A 22,243-nucleotide genomic window follows, 5' to 3' on the forward strand; every position below is an offset into this window, starting at 1 on the left:
GATTTCCTCTCGTTTTTTCCAGCCCGGGAAGGGATCGATTTCTCACCCCGGGCAGCGGCTTTCCGCCCCGCCCGGATAGAGGGCAGCTTAGGAAATTATCAAGCGTTCAGCACGCGGCCGTAAGCATCGAGCACGCTTTCCTTCATCGTCTCTGAAATTGTCGGATGCGGGAAGATCGTGTGCATCAGTTCTTCTTCGGTCGTCTCCAGATTCATGGCGACCACGAAGCCCTGAATGAGTTCGGTGACTTCAGCGCCAACCATATGGGCGCCGAGCAGTTCGCCGGTCTTCTTGTCGAAGATCGTCTTGACCAGCCCCTGATCCTCGCCGAGCGCGACAGCCTTGCCGTTGGCGCTGAAAGGGAAACGGCCCACGCGGATATCGCGGCCTTGCTCCTTGGCCTTGGCCTCCGTCAGTCCGACGGAAGCCACCTGCGGGTTGCAATAGGTGCAGCCCGGGATCTTCAGCTTGTCCATCGGATGAACATTCGGCAGACCGGCGATCTTTTCGACGCAGATGACGCCTTCATGCTCGGCCTTATGAGCCAGAAGCGGCGGGCCGGCAACGTCGCCGATCGCATAGATTCCGGGTACGTTGGTCTTGCCATAACCGTCGACGGCGATGAAACCGCGATCGGTCTTCACGCCAATAGCTTCAAGGCCGATGCCTTCGACGTTGGCCTGTACGCCAACGGCCGAGATCATGCGGTCGGCAGTGATCGTCTCGGTCGTGCCATCCTTCTTCTCGATGGTGGCGGTGATCGAGTTTGCCCCCTTCTCCACCTTGGCGACCTTGGCTTCCAGATGAATCTTCAGATCCTGGCGCTCGAACTGCTTCTTGGCGAAGGCAGAGATTTCCGCATCCTCGACCGGCATGACCTGGCTCATGATTTCGACCACGGTGACGTCGACGCCCATGGTGCGGTAGAAGCTTGCGAATTCGATGCCGATTGCGCCCGAGCCCATGACGAGCAGGGACTTCGGCAATTCGTCAGCCTTCATCGCTTCGAAGTAGGTCCAGATCAGCTTTCCATCCGGCTCGATGCCCGGCAGGGCACGCGGACGGGCACCGGTCGCGACGATGATGTGCTTTGCGGTGTAGGTGCCTTCGCCCAGCGCATTCTTCGGCACCGGACCCATCGGCTCCATCGGCTTCTTCGTCGTCTTGGAAACGACGATCTCGCCGGGTTTGGTGATCTTGGCTTCGCCCCAGATGACATCGACCTTGTTCTTCTTGAACAGGAAGCCGACGCCATTGTTCATGCGATGTGCGATGCCGCGCGAACGGGCGACGATCGCCTTGATATCAGGCCTGATCGTGCCTTCAAGCGTCAGACCGTAATCCTTGCCGTGTTGTGCGGCATGCAGGACGTCTGCGGAGCGCAGCAATGCCTTGGTCGGGATGCAGCCCCAGTTGGAGCAGATGCCGGCAAGATGTTCGCGCTCGACGCAGGCGACCTTGAGGCCGAGTTGTGCGGCGCGGATGGCGGCGATATAACCGCCGGGACCGGAACCGATGACGATGACGTCGTAGGATTGAGCCATTGCTTCCCTGCCTTTGTTACGCTCCCGCGCGGGTCATCAGAACCCAGGCGTGCTTCTTGCTGTTATCGAAGAACGGCACAGCGTCCATGCGCGCCGCTTCCGAAAATCCGTTTCTTCCGTAAAGCGACAGAGCCGCTTCATTATTATCGGAGGTGATCAGGCTGACCGGCAGCCCACTTGCCCTCTCTATCTGGTCCCCAAGCAATCTCTTGCCGATGCCGATACCGCGCATATGGCGATAGACCGCGAGACTGCCAATAAACCAGTGTCCAATCACCGATCTCTGCATCGCCAGCATCGGCGCTATGGCCGGATGCCGCGCTTCGAGATCGCGGATGCCTTCATCCACTTCATAACCGATCGCCATTCCGGCGATCTCGTCATAGGCCTCGCCGATGACCGCATTCTTCCAGCCGCCCAGCGCCTCGTCGCTCATCTTCAGCCGGCCCCGCTCGAGCGGCGTATCGCTCATGCCGCTTGCAACATCGGCAAACCAGAGCCACGAGGCAAAGCCATGTGAGGCAATGTCCGCCAGGATCGCCAGCTCCGAGGCATCCCTTCGGGAAGCTGTTCGGAGGGCGAGGAAGGCCACCACCGTCAGAGACCCAGCATCATCCGAACGATTGGCTCGAGACCGCGACCGAGCGCACGCGTATTCTCGGCATCGAGGTGGATACCGTCGAGCGGCGTGGTCCTTGCGACGGAATTGCCGTCGAAGAAGCCACATCCGAGTTCGTCGGCAAGGTCACGGTAAAGCGTCGGAAGCTTTGCCGATTCCTCGATGCCGCCGGGAAATGATGCTGCGAAGGGCACGTTGCCCGTCTCGCAGATCGCCGGCGGCGCCACGATCAGGATCTCCGGCCCGTCGAATTCGAAGGGCCAGGCATGGTTGCGGATCAGACGCACCAGACGACCGATGCCCTGGCATGCGGCAAAGGCGGAGCCGGCGACGACCGGCTTCATGTCATTGGTGCCGAGCAGCAGGATGACGAGATCGAGCGGCGCATGCGTCTGCAGTATAGTCGGCAGGATGCGTGCGCCGTTGCGATCACAATCGGCAAGATGGTCATCGAAAGCAGTGGTGCGGCCATTCAGGCCTTCCGCGATGACGCGAGCCTCGCTTCCGAGCGTTGCCTGAAGCACGCTCGGCCAGCGGTTCTCGTAGGCATGACGGCCGATCGTGTCGGCGTCATAGCCCCAGGTCAGCGAATCACCATAGCAAAGAACAGTCTTCGTCATGTCCGCCCTCCCGCGTCTTGCTTAGACCAGCATGCCCATCGGATTTTCGATGTAGCCCTTGAAAGCCTGCAGCAGCTCGGCGCCGAGAGCGCCGTCGACGCAGCGATGGTCGGTCGAGAGCGTCACGGTCATGACCGTTGCAATCGCCATTTCGCCATTCTTGACAATGACGCGCTGTTCGCCTGCGCCGACTGCGAGGATTGTCGCATGCGGCGGGTTGATGACGGCTGCGAAGTTCTTCACGCCCATCATGCCCATGTTGGAGACCGAAGTCGTACCGCCCTGATATTCCTCAGGTTTCAGCTTGCGGTCCTTCGCTCGTTTGCCGAGATCGCGCATCTCGTTGGAGATGGTCGACAGCGTCTTCTCCTCGGCCTTGCGGACGATCGGCGTGATCAAGCCGCCGGGGATCGAGACAGCCACACCGACATCGGCGTGCCTGTGCTTGACCATGGCGCTTTCGGTCCACGAAACGTTGGCGTCCGGAACATCGCGTAGCGCCAGGGCCATGGCCTTGATGACCATGTCATTGACCGAGAGCTTGTAGGCCGGAGCACCGTCCTTGCGGGGAGCGGCATCGTTCAACTGGGCACGCAGAGCCATCAGTGCATCGAGCTCGCAATCGACCGACACATAGAAATGCGGAACGGTCTGCTTGGATTCCACGAGGCGGCGGGCGATCGTCTTGCGCATACCGTCATGCGGTACGAGTTCGTAAGAACCTTGCTCGAAGAGCTTGAGGACGGCTTCGTCCGAAGCGCCCTTCGGAGCGGCAGCGGCCGGAGCCGGTGCAGCGGCCTGCGGGGCAGCCGCAGCAGCGGCGGCCGGGGCGGGCTTGGCTCCGCCGGCAACGGCGGCTTCGATATCGCTCTTGACGACACGTCCATGGGGACCAGTGCCGGCAACAGCGGAAAGATCGATCCCGGCTTCCTTGGCGAGACGACGGGCAAGCGGCGACGAGAAAGTGCGCGCGCCGCTGGACGAAACGGCAGCCGGTGCCGGAGCAGTTGTCGGAGCCGATTGCGCCGGCGCAGGTGCTGCCTCAGCCTTCGGCGCCTCGGCCTGCACCGGAGCAGCTTCTGCTTTCGGCGCAGGGGCGGCCGAACCAGCACCGCTTGCAGCAGCGGCGACATCTTCGCCTTCGCCTGCCAGAACGGCGATCAGGGCATTGACCTTGACGCCTTCGGTGCCAGCGGGAACGACGAGCTTGGCAACAGTGCCTTCGTCGACAGCTTCGACTTCCATCGTCGCCTTGTCGGTCTCGATCTCGGCGATCACATCACCAGATTTGACCGTATCGCCTTCCTTGACCAGCCACTTGGCCAGGTTGCCTTCTTCCATGGTCGGAGAGAGGGCGGGCATCGTGATATTGATCGGCATCGAAAGGCCCTCCCCTTATTTGTAGCAAACGGCTTTCACCGCATCGACCACTTCGCCGACATTCGGAAGCGCGAGCTTCTCGAGGTTGGCGGCGTAAGGCATCGGAACATCCTTGCCGGCAATCGTCAGGATCGGCGCATCGAGGTAATCGAAGGCCTGCTGCATGACCCGCGTGGCGATTTCCGTGCCGACCGACGACTGCGGATAGCCTTCCTCGACGGTGACCAGACGGCCGGTCTTCTTGACCGACTCGATGACCGTCGGAAGGTCCATCGGGCGGATGGTGCGAAGGTCGATCAGTTCGACGTCGATGCCGATCTTTTCGAGCTCGGCAACCGCCTTCGTCGCATAGGTCATGCCGATGCCGAAGGAAACGACCGTGACATCTTTGCCCGGACGGTGGATGCGGGCCTTGCCGATAGGCAGGACGAAATTGTCGAGCTTCGGGACATCGAAATGCTGGCCGTAGAGAATTTCGTTCTCGAGGAAGATGACCGGGTTCGGATCACGGATAGCAGCCTTGAGAAGGCCCTTAGCGTCGGATGCCGTGTAAGGCATGACGACCTTGAGACCCGGGACATGGCTGTACCATGCGGCGTAATCCTGGCTGTGCTGGGCCGCAACGCGAGCAGCAGCGCCGTTCGGACCGCGGAAGACGATCGGAGCACCCATCTGGCCGCCGGACATATAGAGCGTTTTGGCAGCGGAGTTGATGATCTGGTCGATCGCCTGCATGGCGAAGTTGAAGGTCATGAATTCGACGATCGGCTTCAGGCCGGCCATAGCCGCACCGACGCCGACGCCGGCAAAACCATGCTCGGTGATAGGCGTATCGACGACGCGGCGTGCACCGAATTCCTGCAGCAGGCCCTGGGTCACCTTATAGGCGCCCTGGTATTCGGCGACTTCTTCACCCATGACGAAAACGCTTTCGTCTGCGCGCATTTCTTCGGCCATGGCATCGCGAAGCGCCTCACGAACCGTGGTCGAGACCATCTCGGTGCCAGCCGGAATTTCCGGATCGTTCGGTACGAATGCCTTGGGCTCAGCCGGGACGGGAGCAGCGGCCGAACCGGTGTTGGTCGGCTTCTCTTCCTGGGCAACCTGTGGGGCAGCGGCCGGAGCCGGCTGAGCGGCAGCCGGCGCGGCGGAAATCGCGTCGGCGGATTCGCCGTCCTGCAGCAAGACGGCGATCTTGGCATTGACCTTTACGTTTTCGGTACCGGCCGGAACCAGGAGCTTGCCGATGATGCCTTCATCGACGGCTTCAACTTCCATCGTCGCCTTGTCGGTTTCGATTTCGGCAATCACGTCACCTGATGTGACCTTGTCACCTTCCTTCTTGAGCCACTTGGACAGCGTGCCTTCTTCCATCGTCGGAGAGAGGGCGGGCATGAGGATATCGATAGGCATGGGTTCCCTCCCCGATTAGAGCAGAATGTCGGTGTAGAGTTCGGATGCATCCGGTTCTGGATCGGCCTGGGCGAAATCGGCGCTGTCGGCGACAATATCGCGGACTTCCTTGTCGATCGCCTTCAGATCGTCTTCGGTCGCCCAGCCCTTTTCCATGACGCGCACGCGCACCTGCTCGATTGGATCCTGCTCGGAGCGCATCTTCTGCACTTCTTCCTTCGTACGGTATTTCGCCGGGTCGGACATGGAGTGACCGCGATAACGATAGGTCAGCATTTCCAGGATGATCGGGCCCTTACCGGAGCGGCAATGCTCAAGTGCTTCGTCGGCAGCCGCCTTGACGGCGCGAACGTCCATGCCGTCGACCTGAACGCCGGGAATGCCGAAGCCGGAACCGCGCAGCGAGTAGTTCGATTGCGCGGTGGCACGGGCCGTCGAGGTACCCATGGCGTAGCGGTTGTTTTCGACGATATAGACGATCGGCAGCTTCCAGAGAGCAGCCATGTTGAAGCTCTCGTAGACCTGCCCCTGGTTGGCCGCACCGTCACCGAAATAGGCGACAGCGACTGAATTGTTGCCACGATACTTGTTGGCGAAGGCGAGACCGGTGCCGAGCGACACCTGCGCACCAACGATACCGTGACCGCCGTAGAAATGCTTCTCCTTGGAGAACATGTGCATCGAGCCGCCCTTGCCGCGCGAATAACCGCTGCGACGGCCGGTCAGCTCTGCCATGACGCCGCGGGCTTCCATGCCGGTAGCCAGCATATGACCGTGGTCGCGATAGGCCGTGATGACCTGATCGCCTTCCTTCTGCGCCATCTGCATGCCGACGACGACAGCTTCCTGGCCGATATAAAGGTGACAGAAACCACCGATGAAACCCATGCCGTACAGCTGGCCCGCCTTTTCTTCGAAACGGCGGATGAGCAGCATCTCGCGATAGGCCTTCAGCTCCTCATCGCGATCGAAATCGGCGATGGGACCGCCATTCGACGCCTTGGCTGCAGATTTCGCACTGGTTTTGCGGCTGGAAACGGTCGCGGTTTTGCGCAACGCCATTCAACCCTCCCTATGGATTTATCGGTTCTCAGGTGGCGCGTACCATAGGGAAGAAAAATGACCACAGCAATGCCATAATTGCATGGCTCATATTCACCAGTAAATTATTGATAAAAAACAAAAATATTAAATTAACTTGAATTCGGTTAATTGCGGTAATGATTGTAAATGACAATCTCGTCCGCGCGCGACATATTGAGCTGATACCGGGCCTTTTCGTCAAGCATATCCTTGTCCAGCGAGCCGTCACTGAGCAACGCCACCTGCGCCTCCAGATGCTCGCGTTTGGCCTTTAACACGGCCAATTCCTTCTCGCGCGCGATACGCTGGCGCTCGAACGCCTCCGTCGCACGCAGACCATAGTCACCATGGATACAATGATAGCCGAAATAGGAGAGGAAGGCGACCGTCATGGCCGGAATGACGAAGCGACCGGTCTTTCTCTTCTTATGATGCTTTGTCCACATACACGCATGCTCTAACGCATTACCAATCATCTCAATTTAACGCGCAGAGATTAACCGTTCGTTGACTCTGAAGCTCTCCGGCACAGACTCAACAAAAAACCCGCGCCGGAGCGCGGGTTCCAAATCCCTGATTTAACAGTTCGTATTAGCCGCGGATGATGGAACGGCCGGCATACTGTGCCTGCGGACCAAGACCTTCTTCGATGCGGATAAGCTGGTTGTATTTGGCAAGACGATCCGAGCGCGACAGCGAGCCGGTTTTGATCTGGCCGCAGTTGGTGGCAACTGCGAGATCGGCGATCGTGGAGTCCTCGGTTTCGCCCGAACGATGCGACATGACGGCGGTGTAGGCAGCCTTGTGCGCGGTGTTGACCGCATCGAGCGTTTCCGTCAGCGAGCCGATCTGGTTGACCTTGACGAGGATCGAGTTTGCGACGCCCATGCGGATACCGTCGCGCAGACGCGCCGAGTTGGTGACGAAGAGGTCGTCGCCGACGAGCTGGCAATTCTTGCCGGCGAGATCGGTCAACGTCTTCCAGCCTTCCCAATCGTCTTCGGCCATACCGTCTTCGATGGAGATGATCGGATATTTGGCAACGAGTTCGGCAAGGTATTCAGCCATGGCGCCGGATTCGAGCGTGCGGCCTTCACCTTCCAGCACATACTTGCCGTCCTTGAAGAATTCCGTCGAGGCGCAGTCGAGGCCGAGGCAGATGTCATCACCCGGCTTGTAGCCGGCTTTCTCGACCGACTTCATGATGAAGTCGAGAGCCTCCGGAGCGCTCTTCAGGCCCGGCGCGAAACCGCCTTCGTCGCCGACGTTGGTATTGTGACCCTGGGCAGCCAGTTCCTTCTTGAGCGTATGGAAAACTTCCGAACCCATGCGGACAGCTTCGCGGAGCGAATCTGCGCCGACCGGCAGAATCATGAATTCCTGGAAGTCGATCGGGTTGTCGGCATGCGCACCACCGTTGATGATGTTCATCATCGGAACCGGCAAGACGCTTGCGGAAGCGCCGCCAACGTAACGATAGAGCGGCAGGCCGGCAGCCTGCGCGGCAGCCTTGGCGACGGCGAGCGAAACGCCGAGGATGGCGTTGGCGCCAAGGCGCGACTTGTTCGGCGTGCCGTCGAGTTCGATCATGATCTTGTCGATCTGGATCTGGTTTTCAGCGTCGATACCGCCGATCGCATCGAAGATTTCCGTGTTGGCGGCTTCCACAGCCTTTTCGACACCCTTGCCGAGATAGCGCTTGCCGCCATCGCGCACTTCGACGGCTTCATGCGCCCCCGTCGACGCACCCGAGGGAACAGCTGCACGGCCCATGCTACCGTCTTCGAGATAGACATCGACCTCGACGGTGGGGTTACCACGGCTATCGAGAATCTCGCGGGCGATGATATCGGTAATTGCAGTCATGGTTTTTTCCTGCTCGGTGGGTGGATAAATCGTTTGAAACCGTCTTAATCGAAGGTGCGCAAATTACAATGGCGGTTTGCGACACGTTCGACCTGCATCTCTGATCGTCGCTATAGCACGATCATGTCAGGCTTTTGACTGTCAGCGCTTGGCAACCGCGTCGAAGGCCAGGAGCTTTTCCAGAAGCCGCGGCATGTCCCTGAGGTAGACCATGTTGGGGCCGTCGCAGGGCGCATTGTCGGGATCCTGATGGGTTTCGATGAAGACGCCGGCGACGCCGACAGCCACGGCCGCACGTGCCAGCGTTTCCACGAATTGCCGCTCTCCCCCGGACGTTTCCCCCTGCCCGCCCGGCTGCTGGACCGAGTGCGTGGCGTCGAAGATGACCGGCGCACTCGTTGCTGCCATGATCGGCAGGGAACGCATGTCGGAGACCAGCGTATTATAGCCGAAGGACGCGCCGCGTTCGCAGAGCAGGATGTTGGGATTGCCGCTCTGGTTCAGCTTGCCAAGGACGTTCTTCATATCCCAGGGCGCCAGAAACTGGCCCTTCTTGACATTGATAACGCGGCCGGTCTTGGCGGCGGCCACCAAAAGATCCGTCTGGCGGGACAGGAAGGCGGGTATCTGCAGAATATCGACGACCTTGGCCACTTCGACGCATTGTTCTTCATTATGGATGTCAGTCAGAACCGGAATGCCGAGTTCCTTCTTCAGATCGGCAAAGATTTCCAGCCCTTTCTCAAGGCCGACGCCGCGCTTGCTCGACAGGGACGAGCGGTTCGCCTTGTCGAAAGAGGTCTTGTAGACGAGGCCGATGCCGAGCTTGGCGCAAAGCTCCTTCAGGGTCCCGGCAACCATGAACGCGTGATCGCGGCTTTCCAGTTCGCAGGCACCAGCGATCAGCGACAGGCGGCCGGTGTTGGAGAAGGTGACCTTGCCGGCACCCTCGCCGACCGTCACCACGGAATTGGTATTGGTGCTCATGATGTTTCCTCGAAAGCGAAGAGCACGCCCTGGCCGGGCGCGGGCTCCACCAGAATACGGTTGCCCTTGCGTGTATAGGTCACCCCGTTAGCAGCCAAATGCGCTTCTGTCACTGTCCGATCGCCGACAGCAAAGAGGATCGCCCGGCCACGCAGGCCGCGATCCGTATCCGGCGTGACCAAATCGAAATAGGCCTCCAACCCCTCCGGGGTCATCAGACTGATCTTTGCGTTATCGGTGGACACGTCGAGCCCAAAACTCGTTTCCTCGACAGAGGTGGCTTTTACCGTCGCAGTAACGAATTCGCTGAAGGCCGTAGGCTCCGGCGCCCCAAGCACAATTTCGGCAATGCCGGTCACGCCGTTGGCATGCGCCTCCAGCGCACCCCGGTCGGCTGGCAGCGGGTTGATGCGTTCAACGGCGAAGAGGAAGAAATCCGGCGCCCTGAGATCGCCGGCGAAGGCAAGCCGGAAGCCAGCAACGCTTTCGGCATCATCAGGCATTTTTACGGGGCGCTCGAACTGCAACACGGATCCGGCACTGACGCCGCCCTTAACGAATCGAGCATGATCGTGCTTGGCATCCCTTGTACTGAAGGCGATGGCAGACAGTCCCTCGCTGCCGCACCGGAAGCGAAAAGCCTGGTTGCGGGCGGTGAAGACGTTGCCTCTCCGCGCCGTCCTCTCGCTCTCTTCGACACTCGCAACGCCCAACGGCTCGAGGTAGGTTTTGTCCGCGAAGAAAACGCAGGCATTTTCCGTGCCGAAGGGATGACGTGCATCCGGCGCGACGGTGAAGCCCAGTTTGCCCAGCCTTTCGCGTGCGAGCGCAATGTCGGTAACCGGCAAAACGAGATGATCGATCGGATACGTGTCTTGGGTCATCAGCTGCTCTCCTGCCATCGTCAGGATGATGTGCTTCGACAGGCGTTCCGAAGCAAGGCCGGATGGCTTTTCCGGCGATAAAAATAAAATTCTCAGCAGAATGAACAGAAGTTTTACGAAAATTTAGCCACTTGCGGAACACATATGGAACATATAGTGTCTGTTCTGGATTTGTTTCAATACTGGGGTATACGCCATGCTCACGCGCAAACAACAGGAACTTCTTCTTTTCATTCATGAAAGGATGAAGGAATCCGGCGTTCCGCCATCTTTCGACGAGATGAAGGATGCCCTGGATCTGGCATCGAAATCCGGCATTCACCGGCTGATCACCGCGCTCGAAGAACGCGGCTTCATTCGCCGGCTTCCGAACCGGGCGCGTGCGCTCGAAGTCATCAAATTGCCGGAAGCCTATAACCCGAGCCTGCAGCCGCGGCGCGGCTTTTCGCCAAGCGTCATAGAAGGCAGCCTTGGCAAGCCGCAGCATGTTGCGCCTCCCGCTCCGGCAAAGCCGGCACCTGTTGCCGACAATGGCAATGCCGTCTCCGTGCCGGTCATGGGTCGGATCGCTGCCGGCGTGCCGATCTCGGCAATCCAGAACAACACACACGACATTACCGTTTCCTCCGACATGCTGGGCTCGGGCGAACATTATGCGCTCGAAGTTCGCGGCGACTCGATGATCGAAGCCGGCATCTTCGATGGCGACACGGTCATCATCCGCAACGGCAGCACAGCCAATCCAGGCGATATCGTCGTGGCACTCGTCGATGACGAGGAAGCGACGCTCAAGCGCTTCCGCCGCAAGGGCGCATCGATTGCACTCGAAGCTGCAAACCCTGCCTACGAGACACGCATCTTCCCGCCGGATCGCGTCAAGGTACAGGGCAAACTCGTTGGGCTTATTCGCCGCTATCACTGATCGGTGACGGTCTGTCGTCAGCAAATGTATCGCTGCGCCAATCATAGGCGCGGTGGCGCATCCAGGGTCGCAGTAAGGTATCGAATGCGGTTGCTACCTGCAGCCCCTTATCAGTGAAACGAAGTTCAACTGAACCCGTTTTGCGCAGCGTCTCGCCGGTGAAAAGCATTGCGCCGGAGCGGCAGCGGTCAAACCGCAGGTGAACAGGCGTGACGACGATATCCGCCGTATCGCAGGCAGGTCCGAGATAGGCTGCGTTATTGATGACCGTTAGTTGCTTCCCATTCTTGAGCGAGACTGTACACCAGGCACCCTTCAGGCAGGTGAAGCGCAACGGCGGGCCGGTGGCCACAGCCTGTATCATCACCTCTCTGGATTCATCCAGCTGATCTGGCGAGAACTTCAATCTTTTGCCTTCCGGCGCAGCGGGCGCGTTGGCATCCGTGATCATGATCGGCTTCTGGTGCTCCTCGATCGCAAGTGCCCGCTGCCATTGCTGAAAGATGAAGGAAGGCGGTTTTTCGCGGTTCGAAGCCATCGCCTCACCATCAACGACAGCGACCAAACCGCCGTCTTCGGCGATGGCGACATCAGGTGCAGAGTTTCCCGGCAGCAGCGCAACAGTTAGCGTTGAGGCCGCGACGATCGCCGTTCCGGCGTGCCGCAGCCGGCTTTTGAGCAGCGTCAACAGCAGGAAGCCGAAGACTGCCGTCGGGAAGTACCAGCCGGGCAAACGGCCTACATCTATGTTGCCGCCCCAATCCGATACCGTCTTTGCGATCTTGATCACAAGATCGAGACCGAATCCCGTGATCTGCCAAAGCGGACCGTCGAGGCCGAAGGGCATCAGCAGCATCGCCATCATGCCGGACGGCATGACAATGAAGGAAATGACTGGCATGGCCGCAAGGTTTGCGGGTAATCCGTAAGTGCTCAGCCGATGGAAATGTTCGATCGAGAATAGTGCGGTCGAGAAGCCGCCAATCAGCGAGGTCAGAAAGATGCCGCCAAAAAAGCCCCCGATCATGAAAAGAGGTTTCATGATCGGCAATTTGGCGAGGGCATTCTCTCGCATTGGCCGCCCTTTCCAGAGATCGTAGCCGGCAACCAGGGCAAGCGTTGCGGCAAAGGACATCTGGAAGCTTGGCCCGAGCACTTCAGATGGCGAGACTGCAAGAATTACGAGAGCGGATAGGGCTACGTTTCTGAGGCTGATCGACGGCCGATCAAAAAAGACGGCAATCAGCATGATCGCCATCATGATGAAGGCGCGTTCGGCGGATACGGCAAAGCCAGAGATCAGATAATAGGCCGTCACTGCGGCAAGCGCACCGGCTGCGGCGATCTTCTTCGTCGGCCAGGCCTGGGCAACGCTCGCAAACAGGCTGAGAATGACGCGCAGACCGACATAGAAGATTCCGGCCGACAACGCCATGTTGAGGCCGGAAATTGCAACGATATGGGCAAGCCCCGATTGCCGCAGCGCCTCGGTCGTTTCATCGGAGATTGCGCGTCGCTCATCGGTAACAAGAGAGGCAGCAAAGGCGCCGGTATCGCCGGGCAGGACGGAACGGATGCGATCGCCAATGCCACTTCTGAGACGAAAGAGCCATTCAAGGACGACCTCACCAACCGATCCCTCTTGCACCGGTTGCGATGCAACCTCCTTCGGCGCACCGTAGAAAAAGCCGTTGGCACCTATCCCATCGTAGTAGGCGCCGAAGGCAAAGTCATATAGCTGCGGGAGGGCTGGTCCCGCCGGAGGCGTCAGGCGTGCCCGGCCCTCGATAACGGCGCCGAGCTCGAAAGCCTCTTTGGCACCGCGTACGAGCACCGAAATGCGTTCAGGCGGACGCTTGACCTCAGGGGCATCCGTTCGGCTGACGCCAAGAATATAACGCCAGCGCCCCGGCCCATCACCTTCGCGGCGTTCGACACGGCCAGTGACGGTCGTCGTCACCGCGGAATCGAGGATGACTGTCCGAGCCCGCCAAGTTTCGATCTGTGCCGAAAGCATTCCTCCAACAAAGAGAAGGACGGCCATCAGCGTCGCCTGTAGCTTTGGGCGCTCATATCCGCAGAGCGTAACAGCAATGACGAGAACAAGCAGGCAGAGCAAAGCCGACGTGGCCGGAAAATCCGCAGCCATCAAAAACCAGGTTGCGGCACCTGCCCCGAGAAAGACCGGCGAGAACAGGACAAGGCGGCCATGCCCCGCCTCTTCCGACACCATCCGCATCGACGACTCGACGCATCGTTTCGCAGCGGCTGACAATCGCCATCGAAACGGGACTGATGCCTGCGTCCGCGCCGGTTGCGTGACAATGGCGCGCGGACCGACAGCAACAAAATCCATCTTTTCATCGATGGACTGGGCCTGCCGTTCTCTTGTCTCGAACCCCGTCATAATCGTCTGGACCCGCCCCCGGATACCAGCAGAATGCAACCTGGGATGAAAACGCGCAAACAATAATCGATTGAAATAGGAGGAAAATTCTGCTGGAGCAAAAAAACCAGCCAAATCATAGTGTTCTGATATGCATGCAGATCATCGCTGCAGTGCCTAAAAGATGATGCCGCGATGCACAAAATGGCATCAGGGTAACTTGGCATTAGCTTCCCGATCATATAGCTATCGGTTAGGACGCTTAACCCTTATGGCGCTTTTGCGGCGCCAACCGCCACCCCGGAGGATCAGCATGACGGATCAAAGCGCTACAATCAAAATCGGTGACAAATCAGTCGACCTCGCCGTTCGAAAAGGCACGGTCGGGCCCGACGTCATCGACATCGGTGCACTCTACAAGAACACAGCCTCCTTCACGTACGACCCGGGTTTTACGTCGACCGCATCCTGTGAATCGAAGATCACCTATATCGACGGTGACGAGGGCGTTCTGCTGCATCGTGGCTATCCGATCGAGCAACTTGCCGAGCACGGCGACTTCCTGGAAGTCTGCTATCTGCTGCTCTACGGCGAACTGCCGACGGCCGCTCAGAAGAAGGACTTTGACTACCGGGTCACGCACCACACGATGGTGCACGAACAGATGAGCCGCTTCTTCACCGGCTTCCGCCGCGACGCGCATCCGATGGCTGTCATGTGTGGCTGTGTCGGCGCGCTCTCGGCATTCTATCATGACTCGACAGACATCACCGATCCGCACCAGCGCATGGTTGCCAGCCTGCGCATGATCGCCAAGATGCCGACGCTTGCCGCTATGGCCTATAAATACCATATCGGCCAGCCCTTCGTTTATCCGAAGAACGATCTGGATTACGCATCTAACTTCCTGCGCATGTGCTTTGCCGTCCCTTGCGAAGAATATGTCGTCAATCCGGTGCTTGCGCGGGCCATGGACCGCATCTTCATCCTGCATGCCGACCATGAGCAGAACGCGTCGACCTCGACGGTCCGTCTCGCTGGTTCGTCGGGTGCAAACCCGTTCGCCTGCATTGCCGCAGGTATTGCCTGCCTCTGGGGCCCGGCTCACGGCGGCGCCAATGAAGCAGCCCTCAACATGCTGACGGAAATTGGCTCGGTTGACCGCATTCCGGAATATATCGCCCGCGCTAAGGACAAGAATGATCCCTTCCGCCTGATGGGCTTCGGTCATCGCGTCTATAAGAACTACGATCCGCGCGCCAAGATCATGCAGAAGACGACGCATGAAGTTCTCGGCGAACTCGGCATCAAGGACGATCCGCTTCTCGAAGTCGCAATGGAACTGGAGCGCATCGCTCTGACCGATGAATATTTCATCGAGAAGAAGCTCTATCCGAATATCGACTTCTACTCCGGCATCACCCTGAAGGCCCTTGGCTTCCCCACGACCATGTTCACCGTACTCTTTGCTCTGGCCCGCACCGTCGGCTGGATCGCACAGTGGAACGAAATGATCGAAGATCCGGAACAGCGTATCGGCCGTCCGCGCCAGCTCTATATCGGCGAACCGAAGCGCGATTACGTGCCGGTTTCCAAGCGCTAGGCGCTGCGACAAAGCAAAAAGAAAACCCGGTCAGTTCAGAAATGGCCGGGTTTTTTGTTGGCTAGAACATCGAGGAGGATCTGCGCCGCGTGTTCGCCAGGCGGCCTCTCAGTCTGCATGCGCTGCCAGATGAGCTCGTAGCCTTCCTTCATCGCTTTGAGCTGGTAGGTGTCGGCCGACAGTCGTTCCATCCAACGCGCAAGGCTTGCGCCGCGAACAATATCGTTCAGATATTCCGGCACGACCGCGTAGTCGGCAATCAGGTTCGGCAGCGCGCCAGTCCAGGTCTTGATGCCCGATGTCAGCATGCGCATGATCCAGTCCACCTTGTAGGCAGAAACGACGGGTACATCGGCAAGCGCCAGTTCGAGGATAACGGTGCCGGATGCCGCCATGGCCGCATCGGCTTCTGCGAAAGCTTTCCACTTCGCCTCGGCACCGACGACGATGTCAGGCTTGACCGTCCATCCCGCCGTTATTTCTCGCACAAGGGCTTCCTTGTGCGCCACGGTCGGCAGAATGAACCGCATCGGGCCATTGCGGGCGACGAGTTCCTGGGCTGCAACCTCGAAATAGGGCAGAAGCTTCTTGATTTCAGAGGAACGCGAGCCGGGAAGAAGCAGGATCGTGCCGTTGCCGGGCTGCCGACCGTCACGCAGGCGACGCGTCTCCAGAAGGGCTGGATCAGCAATCAGGCGATGTCCGACATAAGTGGTCGCCGGTCCATTGAGGCGCTGCATTGCTGCTGGCTCAAACGGGAGCACCGCCAGCACATGATCGACATAAGCGAGCATGCGCTGGGCCCGATATTCCTTCCATGCCCAGACACTCGGACAGACATAGTTGACGACGGGCAAGTCAGGCAGTGCCGTGCGCACGCGCCTTGCAACCCGATGGGTAAAATCGGGGCTGTCGATGATGAGGAGGATATCCGGCTTCGCCGCAATGATCGCGGCCGTCGTCTGGCGAATGAGCGACCAGAGCTTCGGCAGCTTTGCCAGCACCTGCGTGATGCCCATGATAGAAAGCTCGGAAAAATCGAAGAGCGATTTCAATCCTTGACTTTGCAGACCCTCGCCGCCGACACCAACCAGCTCTATCGATCCGGGGCGGATTCTCTTGAGCCCGGCAATGAGATCAGCGCCTAAGAGATCGCCGGAGACTTCGCCGGCAATGACGGCAATCTTCAGCGGTCTGTCATTCATTGAAGTCCCCATCCCGGTAAGCCCTTGTCGATACCGCAGACAAAAAGAGCGTTCTCGTCCGCCGCCTTGATGAGAGCGTCGCGATCGAGCACCAACGACCGACCGGCTTCGATTGCCACGCCTGCAAGCCCTGCGGCTTTGGCATTGAGCACGGTGGACACACCGATCGCCGGCAAATCAGCTCGGATATCCTGCTGCGGCTTGCAAAGCTTGACCAGCACGCCGCGCCGGCGTGGCGAAATACGGCCTGCTGCTCTGAGCATCGCTACGCGGTCAAGCATGCCGTCTGTGCCCTCGACGCCCTCGACTGCGACGATGCGTCCGCCTATCGAGACCGCGCCCTGGCCAATATCCAGACCACCAAGCACCTCCGCCGCATTGGCTGCGCGTTCTATATCACGACGATCCTCTTCGTTCGGCGAAACAGCGCCAAGGGGACCTGCAGCTGCCAGCAAATCCGGTGCAATCTCATGGGCACCGACGACGCGCAAACCTCGTCCCTCTATCAGCTTGATCACCATCTGCAGAACGGTATCGTCGCCTCCGGAAAGCAGCGTGCGGATGGCTGCTGGTACTTTGGCCAGTATGCGCAGCGTCGGCCGTACCTCACGCCATTCGGGCCGGCGGCGCACGCTGCCCGACATGACGACGCGGTCTATGCGATATTTCTTGAAAAGCCCGTCCAGGGCGGCGAAATCACCAATACCGATCGTGGCGTGGTCAAAGCCATCCCAGCGACGATCGCCTTCGTCCTTCAGAACGACGATGACAGGGTTTTCGCCAGCTGAACGTGCAGCCTCGGCGACATAGGACGGGAGAAGACCACCCCCGGCAATGATCGCCAGCCGGCCTTCAGCGGAGTCGCCAGCGGAAGCCACAGATCAGCCCTTCTGCCCCCGGCTCGGCGAAGACAGCGCGCGATCGCTTTCGGCGGCGATGAAATCAAGGATCTCGATCACCTGCTCGCAATCGGCATACTCATCGCGAATCTGGGCAGCATTCTCGCGGATCGAACCGGCACCCTCAAAGATCGCCTTATAGGCGCGGCGAACCGTATGAATGACAGCCCGATCAATGCCGGCACGCGTCATTCCGACAACGTTGAGACCGCCGAGGATACCAGGGTTGCCGTTCAGCATGCCATAGGGGATGACATCGTAACTGACGGCGGAAAGGCCACCGACGAAAGCGTATTTGCCGACGCGGGTAAACTGATGCACGGCCGCGCCACCGCTGATGATCGCGTGGTCGCCAATGGTCACGTGGCCAGCCAGCATGACGTTATTCGACATGATGACATGGTTGCCGACCCGGCAATCATGCGCGACATGCGAATAGGCAAGGAACAGGCTGTTGTCGCCGACAATGGTAGAGCCACCATGTTCAACGGTGCCGGTATTCATCGTAACGCCTTCGCGGATGGTGCAGTTACGCCCGATGATCAACGTCGTATCGACGTGGCTATGGCGAGCGCTCTGCGAGTCGCCGCCGATCACAGCCGAAGGAAATATCCGCGTGCCGGCGCCGACGGTCGTCACGCCGAGAACAACCACGTGGCTGATCAGTTCGACATTGTCGTGAAGCGTAACCTTGGGACCAACATGGCAGAACGGGCCGATGACCACGCCTTCACCGATCGTCGCGCCGTCCTCGACCACGGCCATCGGGTGAATTCTGGCGCTTTCGGCAATCATGCTCATGCGTTGTCCTTACGTACGATCATCGCGCCAATATCAGCCTCGGCGACAAGCGCGCCATCGACCTTTGCGTCGCAATGGAATTTCCAGATATTACCGCGTTGTTTGATTTTCTGAACGTGAAATTCAACGCGGTCGCCCGGCACGACCGGCTTACGAAAGCGGGCGTTGTCGATCGTCATGAAGTAAACGAGATTGCCGGTCTGACCTTCCTTCTTGGCACAAATCGCACCCGCAGTTTGTGCCATGCCTTCGACCAGCAGAACACCCGGCATAATCGGCGCTTCCGGGAAGTGGCCGGTGAAATGCGGCTCGTTGACTGTCACATTTTTGATACCCACAGCGGCGTTGTCGCCGTCGATGTCAATGATCTTGTCGACCATCAGAAACGGATAGCGATGCGGCAGCAGCTTCATGATCTCCATGATGTCCGCCGAAGAAAGCGTGCTGGCTGTTTCCTCAGTCATTCTTGCTCCCCTTTTTTCCGCGCGCTCCGGATTTTGCCATGAGCTGGGCGACTTCTTTCAAATATTCATTTAGAGGACGTGCAGGTATTCCGCCATAGCGGCCACCCGCAGCAAGGTCTGTCATCACACCACTTTTTGCAGCGATCTGCACGCCGTCGCCAATGGTGATATGGCCCTTCAGGCCGACCTGACCACCGATCTGCACGCCATCGCCGACAATCGTGCTACCAGCAAGACCGACCTGTGAAACGATGGCGCAATGACGGCCGATGCGCACGTTGTGTCCGACCTGAACCTGATTGTCGATCTTGGTCCCCTCGCCAATGACGGTGTCGTCCATAGCACCGCGATCGATTGTCGTATTGGCGCCGATCTCGACATTGTCCTGAATGATCACGCGACCGATCTGCACGATCTTGATCATGCCACGCGGACCCGGCGCATAGCCGAACCCGTCCTGGCCAATCCGAACGCCGTTATGGATGATCACACCATTGCCGATGAGTGCGCAGAGGATGCTTACACCCGTTGCAATCGATCCATTGCGGCCGATCTTGACATTGGGGCCGATGATCGACTGAGCGCCGATACGCGTGCCTTCCCCGATCTCAGCACCGGGGCCGATAATCGCCATCGGCTCGACAATCACGCCCTTCTCAAGTCGCGCGGTCGGATCGACGATGGCACTGGGTGCAATTTCCGTCTCCCCGGACGAAAAGGTCACCGGCTTCAGAGCGGCGGGATAAAGATACCCGCCGGCCATCGCGAAGGCCGCATGCGGATTGGAGGAAATCAGCACAGGGATATGCGATGGCACCAACTCCGCCAGTGCCTTGTCGCAGATCACGGCCGAAGCTTCACAACTCAACAACTCGTCACGGTTGCGACGAGAGAGGATATAACAGATATCGCCCTTCCGCGCTCTCGCTATCGGAGAGACAGAGCGGATGATGACATCGCCATGTGAGGAATTGCCAAGCTCTGCCCCAAGAAATTGTGCTAGCTCAACAAGCTTCACACCTTCATGGGGCAGAAAAAAACTATTTTGCTCCATCGGCAAAACTCCAGAACGGAATTGAAATTTACAGTTCCGGACTGCCGATATCAGAATTGATTGTTAATGCCAAACTTGAAGCGCTGGGTCTTGTCGAAGTCTTCCTTCACGACCGGGATGGCGTAATCGACACGCAGAGCACCGAAGGGCGACTGCCAGATCAGGCCAAGACCGACAGAAGCACGCAGCTGCGCGTCCGTACCCTCTGCAGTATCCGAACCAAGAAGCTCGACATCGTTGCCGAACAGCGTGCCGGCATCCGCGAAGACGGCGCCGCGCAGGTTGAAGTCGCGCGGGAAGCCCGGCATCGGGAACGTCGCTTCAGCAGACGCCGTGAAGTAAGTCGTACCGCCCAGCGGATCGTCCGGGTTGGTGATGCGTGGGCCGATGCCCTTGTTCTCGAAGCCGCGGATATCGGAATTGGTCAGCGTAAACTGGTCAAAGACATTCAGGTGATCGCCGAAGCCCACGACGTAACCCGCCGATGCGGAGAGCGAACCGATAATGTCGGCGTCGTCAGCGAGCAGATGGTAATAACGGGCTTTACCATAAATCTTGTAATATTGGGAGTCGCCGCCAAGGCCGGCAATTTCCTGCGTCGCGGTAGCGTAGATACCCTCACGCGGCAAGACGGTGTCATCCAGTGTGTTGTAAGTCAGCGTCTGAGACACCGACGAACGAGTCCACGGGCTGTCCTCGACCAAGTTTTGATACGTAGCGGACAGATCGCTCAGATCGCCGCTGGAATCATACTTCATCTGTTTGTAGTTATAGCGGAACGTCGTCGCCAGATCTTCCGTGATCGGCGCCGTTACGCGCAGGACCACGCTGGTTTCCTGATAGTCGTAGTTGTCGTTGCTCGACGTTTCACTGTGATTGACGTCGAAACCGGCGGCGAGGCGATAACCGAGGAAGTAGGGCTCGGTGAAGTTAATACCGTAAGCACGGGAACCTTCCTCACCACCACCGGCGGAAACACGGATATACTGGCCGCGGCCGAGGAAGTTCTTTTCTTCGATCGAAGCTTCGAGAAGCAGACCGTCGCCGCCCGCTGCATAACCGGCACCAATACCGAACGAGCCGGTCGACTGATCCTGCACATCGACAACGATGACGACACGGTCAGGCGAACTGCCGGGCTGGGTCGAGATATTGACCGAGGAGAAGTAGCCGAGCGCTTCGAGGCGGCGCTTTGCGCGGGTGATCATCTGCTGGTTGAAGGCATCGCCTTCGCTGAGATCGAACTCGCGGCGGATAACGTAGTCGCGCGTGCGGCTGTTGCCGCGGATTTCGATACGTTCGACATAGGCGCGCTCGCCCTGATCGACGAGATATTCGACACCGATCGTATTGTTATTCAGGTCGCGGTTGCCGCGTGGCGTGACGCGCGCGAAGGGATAACCGGCCGAAGCAACCTGATCCGAAATCGCCTCGATGGACTTCTGGACTTCCTTGGCGCTGTAGACCTGACCTTCGCGAGTCTTGACGAGCGACTGCAGCTGCTGGGCATCGACACCTTCAACAGTCGACTGGACGCTGACCGCGCCAAAATCGTAACGCGGGCCTTCCTCAATATTAAAGGTCAGCGTGTACTTGTTCGTCGCTTCGTCGAAAGCGGCATCGGAAGAGACGATGCGCATGTCGGCATAACCGCGATTGTAATAGAACTGGCGCAGCGCGTCTTCGTCAGCGTGCAGCTTGTCCTCGTTATAAACGTCCTTGCGGGTAAGGAACGAGAGGAAGTTCGAACGCTTGGTCTGGATGACGGCGGCAAGACGGCCGGCACTGTAGGCATGATTGCCGACGAAATTGATAGCATCAATCTTGGTGCGGTCGCCTTCATTGATGACGAAAGCAAGATTGACGCGGCCTTCACCGAGCGGAACGACCTGCGTCGTCACTTCGACTTCACTGCGGCCGGTCGCGGCATAGGCTTCCTTGATGGCGGCGATGTCGGACTGGATCTGCGCATCGCTATAAGGACCGGCGGCATGCGTCTTGACGACAGCTGCCAGCTTGTCGTCCTTGACCTTGCGGTTGCCGTTGAAGACCACCTGATTAACGAGCTGCGCTTCCTGAACGTTGACGACGAGCGTGCTACCGGAAACCGAAATCTTGACGTCGGAGAAATAACCGGTGCCGTAAAGCTGCTTCACCGAGTCATCGATATCGGTATTGGAGAAGCTCTTGCCGGGGGTAATGGTAAGGTTCGACCGAACAGCTTCGGCACCGACGCGATTTGCACCATGGACGTCAATCCGCTGAATGACAGCAGCTTCCGCAGCCGTAGCCGAAACGAAAGTCAGAGCACCTGCGCCAGAAACAACAACACCAGCAGACAGCGCAATCGCCGATACTGCGTTCAAAAACCTTGAACCAGCCTTCATTTCACCCATTACCTTTTTCCCTCGTCTCCGGTCTCGGGGAGCCCCGATTCCGGCCACGTGTGTCGTTTTACCCGCTTTTGACATACAAGCAAGGGAGCCAGTTAATTTCTGTTTACTTCATTTCGA

Annotated in this window: 19 protein-coding genes; 2 read left to right on the forward strand and 17 right to left on the reverse strand. The window is 58.8% G+C overall.

The features are described 5' to 3' along the window. Positions 1 to 98: 98 nt before the first annotated feature. From lpdA to FHX08_RS08370, 10 genes are all read right to left on the reverse strand, one after another. A complete protein-coding gene (gene lpdA / locus FHX08_RS08325; RefSeq protein ID WP_132651417.1) occupies positions 99 to 1,544 on the reverse strand; it encodes a dihydrolipoyl dehydrogenase in 1,446 nt (481 codons plus the stop codon). Positions 1,545 to 1,560: 16 nt separating this feature from the next. Then, complete coding sequence (locus tag FHX08_RS08330) at positions 1,561 to 2,139, reverse strand: GNAT family N-acetyltransferase (protein ID WP_132651416.1); 579 nt, start codon at positions 2,137 to 2,139, stop codon at positions 1,561 to 1,563. Between the two features lie 2 nt (positions 2,140 to 2,141). Further along, complete coding sequence (locus tag FHX08_RS08335; protein WP_132651415.1) at positions 2,142 to 2,783, reverse strand: SGNH/GDSL hydrolase family protein; 642 nt, start codon at positions 2,781 to 2,783, stop codon at positions 2,142 to 2,144. A 21-nt stretch (positions 2,784 to 2,804) separates the two neighbouring features. Next, on the reverse strand, positions 2,805 to 4,163 hold the full coding sequence (locus FHX08_RS08340; protein ID WP_132651414.1) for a pyruvate dehydrogenase complex dihydrolipoamide acetyltransferase: 1,359 nt from the start codon (positions 4,161 to 4,163) through the stop codon (positions 2,805 to 2,807). A 15-nt stretch (positions 4,164 to 4,178) separates the two neighbouring features. Next, positions 4,179 to 5,576, reverse strand: coding sequence for a pyruvate dehydrogenase complex E1 component subunit beta (locus FHX08_RS08345; protein WP_132651413.1), 1,398 nt, complete (start codon positions 5,574 to 5,576; stop codon positions 4,179 to 4,181). Between the two features lie 15 nt (positions 5,577 to 5,591). Beyond that, positions 5,592 to 6,638 carry a pyruvate dehydrogenase (acetyl-transferring) E1 component subunit alpha gene (gene pdhA / locus FHX08_RS08350; RefSeq protein WP_132651412.1) on the reverse strand — a complete coding sequence of 349 codons (1,047 nt, stop codon included), beginning with the start codon at positions 6,636 to 6,638 and terminating at the stop codon, positions 5,592 to 5,594. 146 nt (positions 6,639 to 6,784) lie between these two features. Further along, on the reverse strand, positions 6,785 to 7,105 hold the full coding sequence (locus tag FHX08_RS08355; protein ID WP_132651411.1) for an FtsB family cell division protein: 321 nt from the start codon (positions 7,103 to 7,105) through the stop codon (positions 6,785 to 6,787). A 145-nt stretch (positions 7,106 to 7,250) separates the two neighbouring features. After that, positions 7,251 to 8,525, reverse strand: coding sequence for a phosphopyruvate hydratase (gene eno / locus FHX08_RS08360; protein WP_132651410.1), 1,275 nt, complete (start codon positions 8,523 to 8,525; stop codon positions 7,251 to 7,253). A gap of 141 nt (positions 8,526 to 8,666) precedes the next feature. Beyond that, entirely contained in the window at positions 8,667 to 9,512 is an 846-nt protein-coding gene (gene kdsA, locus FHX08_RS08365) for a 3-deoxy-8-phosphooctulonate synthase (RefSeq protein ID WP_132651409.1), read from the reverse strand. Continuing rightward, a complete protein-coding gene (locus tag FHX08_RS08370; RefSeq protein ID WP_132651408.1) occupies positions 9,509 to 10,396 on the reverse strand; it encodes a VOC family protein in 888 nt (295 codons plus the stop codon). Before FHX08_RS08370 ends, kdsA begins: the two co-directional genes overlap by 4 nt. Before the next feature lie 196 nt (positions 10,397 to 10,592). Between FHX08_RS08370 and lexA the strand changes: the two genes are divergently transcribed. Next, a complete protein-coding gene (gene lexA, locus FHX08_RS08375) occupies positions 10,593 to 11,318 on the forward strand; it encodes a transcriptional repressor LexA (protein ID WP_132651407.1) in 726 nt (241 codons plus the stop codon). Here the strand turns inward: lexA and FHX08_RS08380 are convergent. Next, positions 11,299 to 13,725 (reverse strand): ComEC/Rec2 family competence protein, encoded by a 2,427-nt coding sequence (locus FHX08_RS08380; RefSeq protein ID WP_132651406.1) that lies wholly within the window; start codon positions 13,723 to 13,725, stop codon positions 11,299 to 11,301. The two genes, lexA and FHX08_RS08380, sit on opposite strands and share 20 nt — an antisense overlap. 292 nt (positions 13,726 to 14,017) lie before the next feature. Here FHX08_RS08380 and gltA point away from each other — a divergent pair, with 292 nt between their 5' ends. Further along, entirely contained in the window at positions 14,018 to 15,307 is a 1,290-nt protein-coding gene (gene gltA / locus FHX08_RS08385) for a citrate synthase (protein ID WP_132651405.1), read from the forward strand. Between the two features lie 35 nt (positions 15,308 to 15,342). On the opposite strand, the gene lpxB is transcribed toward gltA, so the two are convergent. Genes lpxB through bamA form a run of 6 tightly spaced genes read right to left on the reverse strand, consistent with a single transcriptional unit; the run spans position 15,343 to position 22,117 of the window. Then, positions 15,343 to 16,512, reverse strand: coding sequence for a lipid-A-disaccharide synthase (gene lpxB, locus FHX08_RS08390; RefSeq protein WP_132651404.1), 1,170 nt, complete (start codon positions 16,510 to 16,512; stop codon positions 15,343 to 15,345). Next, on the reverse strand, positions 16,509 to 17,390 hold the full coding sequence (locus FHX08_RS08395; protein WP_132651403.1) for an LpxI family protein: 882 nt from the start codon (positions 17,388 to 17,390) through the stop codon (positions 16,509 to 16,511). Before FHX08_RS08395 ends, lpxB begins: the two co-directional genes overlap by 4 nt. Positions 17,391 to 17,393: 3 nt before the next feature. After that, entirely contained in the window at positions 17,394 to 18,212 is an 819-nt protein-coding gene (gene lpxA / locus FHX08_RS08400) for an acyl-ACP--UDP-N-acetylglucosamine O-acyltransferase (protein WP_165911826.1), read from the reverse strand. Beyond that, positions 18,209 to 18,676 carry a 3-hydroxyacyl-ACP dehydratase FabZ gene (gene fabZ / locus FHX08_RS08405; protein ID WP_132651402.1) on the reverse strand — a complete coding sequence of 156 codons (468 nt, stop codon included), beginning with the start codon at positions 18,674 to 18,676 and terminating at the stop codon, positions 18,209 to 18,211. The genes lpxA and fabZ overlap by 4 nt, the downstream gene beginning before the upstream one ends. Then, on the reverse strand, positions 18,669 to 19,730 hold the full coding sequence (gene lpxD / locus FHX08_RS08410) for a UDP-3-O-(3-hydroxymyristoyl)glucosamine N-acyltransferase (RefSeq protein WP_132651401.1): 1,062 nt from the start codon (positions 19,728 to 19,730) through the stop codon (positions 18,669 to 18,671). The genes fabZ and lpxD overlap by 8 nt, the downstream gene beginning before the upstream one ends. Positions 19,731 to 19,780: 50 nt before the next feature. Next, positions 19,781 to 22,117 carry an outer membrane protein assembly factor BamA gene (bamA, locus tag FHX08_RS08415; RefSeq protein ID WP_132651984.1) on the reverse strand — a complete coding sequence of 779 codons (2,337 nt, stop codon included), beginning with the start codon at positions 22,115 to 22,117 and terminating at the stop codon, positions 19,781 to 19,783. Between the last annotated feature and the right edge of the window lie 126 nt (positions 22,118 to 22,243).

Origin of the sequence: Rhizobium sp. BK529, assembly GCF_014194105.1 — a bacterium.
Taxonomy (GTDB): Bacteria; Pseudomonadota; Alphaproteobacteria; order Rhizobiales; family Rhizobiaceae; genus Rhizobium.

Coding starts and splice junctions, on each gene's coding strand:
- FHX08_RS08340 (WP_132651414.1), bottom strand. CDS start 4,163: ATGCCGATCAATATCACGATGCCCGCCCTCTCTCCGACCATGGAAGAA.
- kdsA (WP_132651409.1), bottom strand. CDS start 9,512: ATGAGCACCAATACCAATTCCGTGGTGACGGTCGGCGAGGGTGCCGGC.
- FHX08_RS08370 (WP_132651408.1), bottom strand. CDS start 10,396: ATGACCCAAGACACGTATCCGATCGATCATCTCGTTTTGCCGGTTACC.
- pdhA (WP_132651412.1), bottom strand. CDS start 6,638: ATGGCGTTGCGCAAAACCGCGACCGTTTCCAGCCGCAAAACCAGTGCG.
- FHX08_RS08335 (WP_132651415.1), bottom strand. CDS start 2,783: ATGACGAAGACTGTTCTTTGCTATGGTGATTCGCTGACCTGGGGCTAT.
- gltA (WP_132651405.1), top strand. CDS start 14,018: ATGACGGATCAAAGCGCTACAATCAAAATCGGTGACAAATCAGTCGAC.
- FHX08_RS08355 (WP_132651411.1), bottom strand. CDS start 7,105: ATGTGGACAAAGCATCATAAGAAGAGAAAGACCGGTCGCTTCGTCATT.
- FHX08_RS08345 (WP_132651413.1), bottom strand. CDS start 5,576: ATGCCTATCGATATCCTCATGCCCGCCCTCTCTCCGACGATGGAAGAA.
- FHX08_RS08380 (WP_132651406.1), bottom strand. CDS start 13,725: ATGACGGGGTTCGAGACAAGAGAACGGCAGGCCCAGTCCATCGATGAA.
- lpdA (WP_132651417.1), bottom strand. CDS start 1,544: ATGGCTCAATCCTACGACGTCATCGTCATCGGTTCCGGTCCCGGCGGT.
- lpxD (WP_132651401.1), bottom strand. CDS start 19,730: ATGGAGCAAAATAGTTTTTTTCTGCCCCATGAAGGTGTGAAGCTTGTT.
- lexA (WP_132651407.1), top strand. CDS start 10,593: ATGCTCACGCGCAAACAACAGGAACTTCTTCTTTTCATTCATGAAAGG.
- fabZ (WP_132651402.1), bottom strand. CDS start 18,676: ATGACTGAGGAAACAGCCAGCACGCTTTCTTCGGCGGACATCATGGAG.
- bamA (WP_132651984.1), bottom strand. CDS start 22,117: ATGAAGGCTGGTTCAAGGTTTTTGAACGCAGTATCGGCGATTGCGCTG.
- lpxA (WP_165911826.1), bottom strand. CDS start 18,212: ATGAGCATGATTGCCGAAAGCGCCAGAATTCACCCGATGGCCGTGGTC.
- eno (WP_132651410.1), bottom strand. CDS start 8,525: ATGACTGCAATTACCGATATCATCGCCCGCGAGATTCTCGATAGCCGT.
- lpxB (WP_132651404.1), bottom strand. CDS start 16,512: ATGAATGACAGACCGCTGAAGATTGCCGTCATTGCCGGCGAAGTCTCC.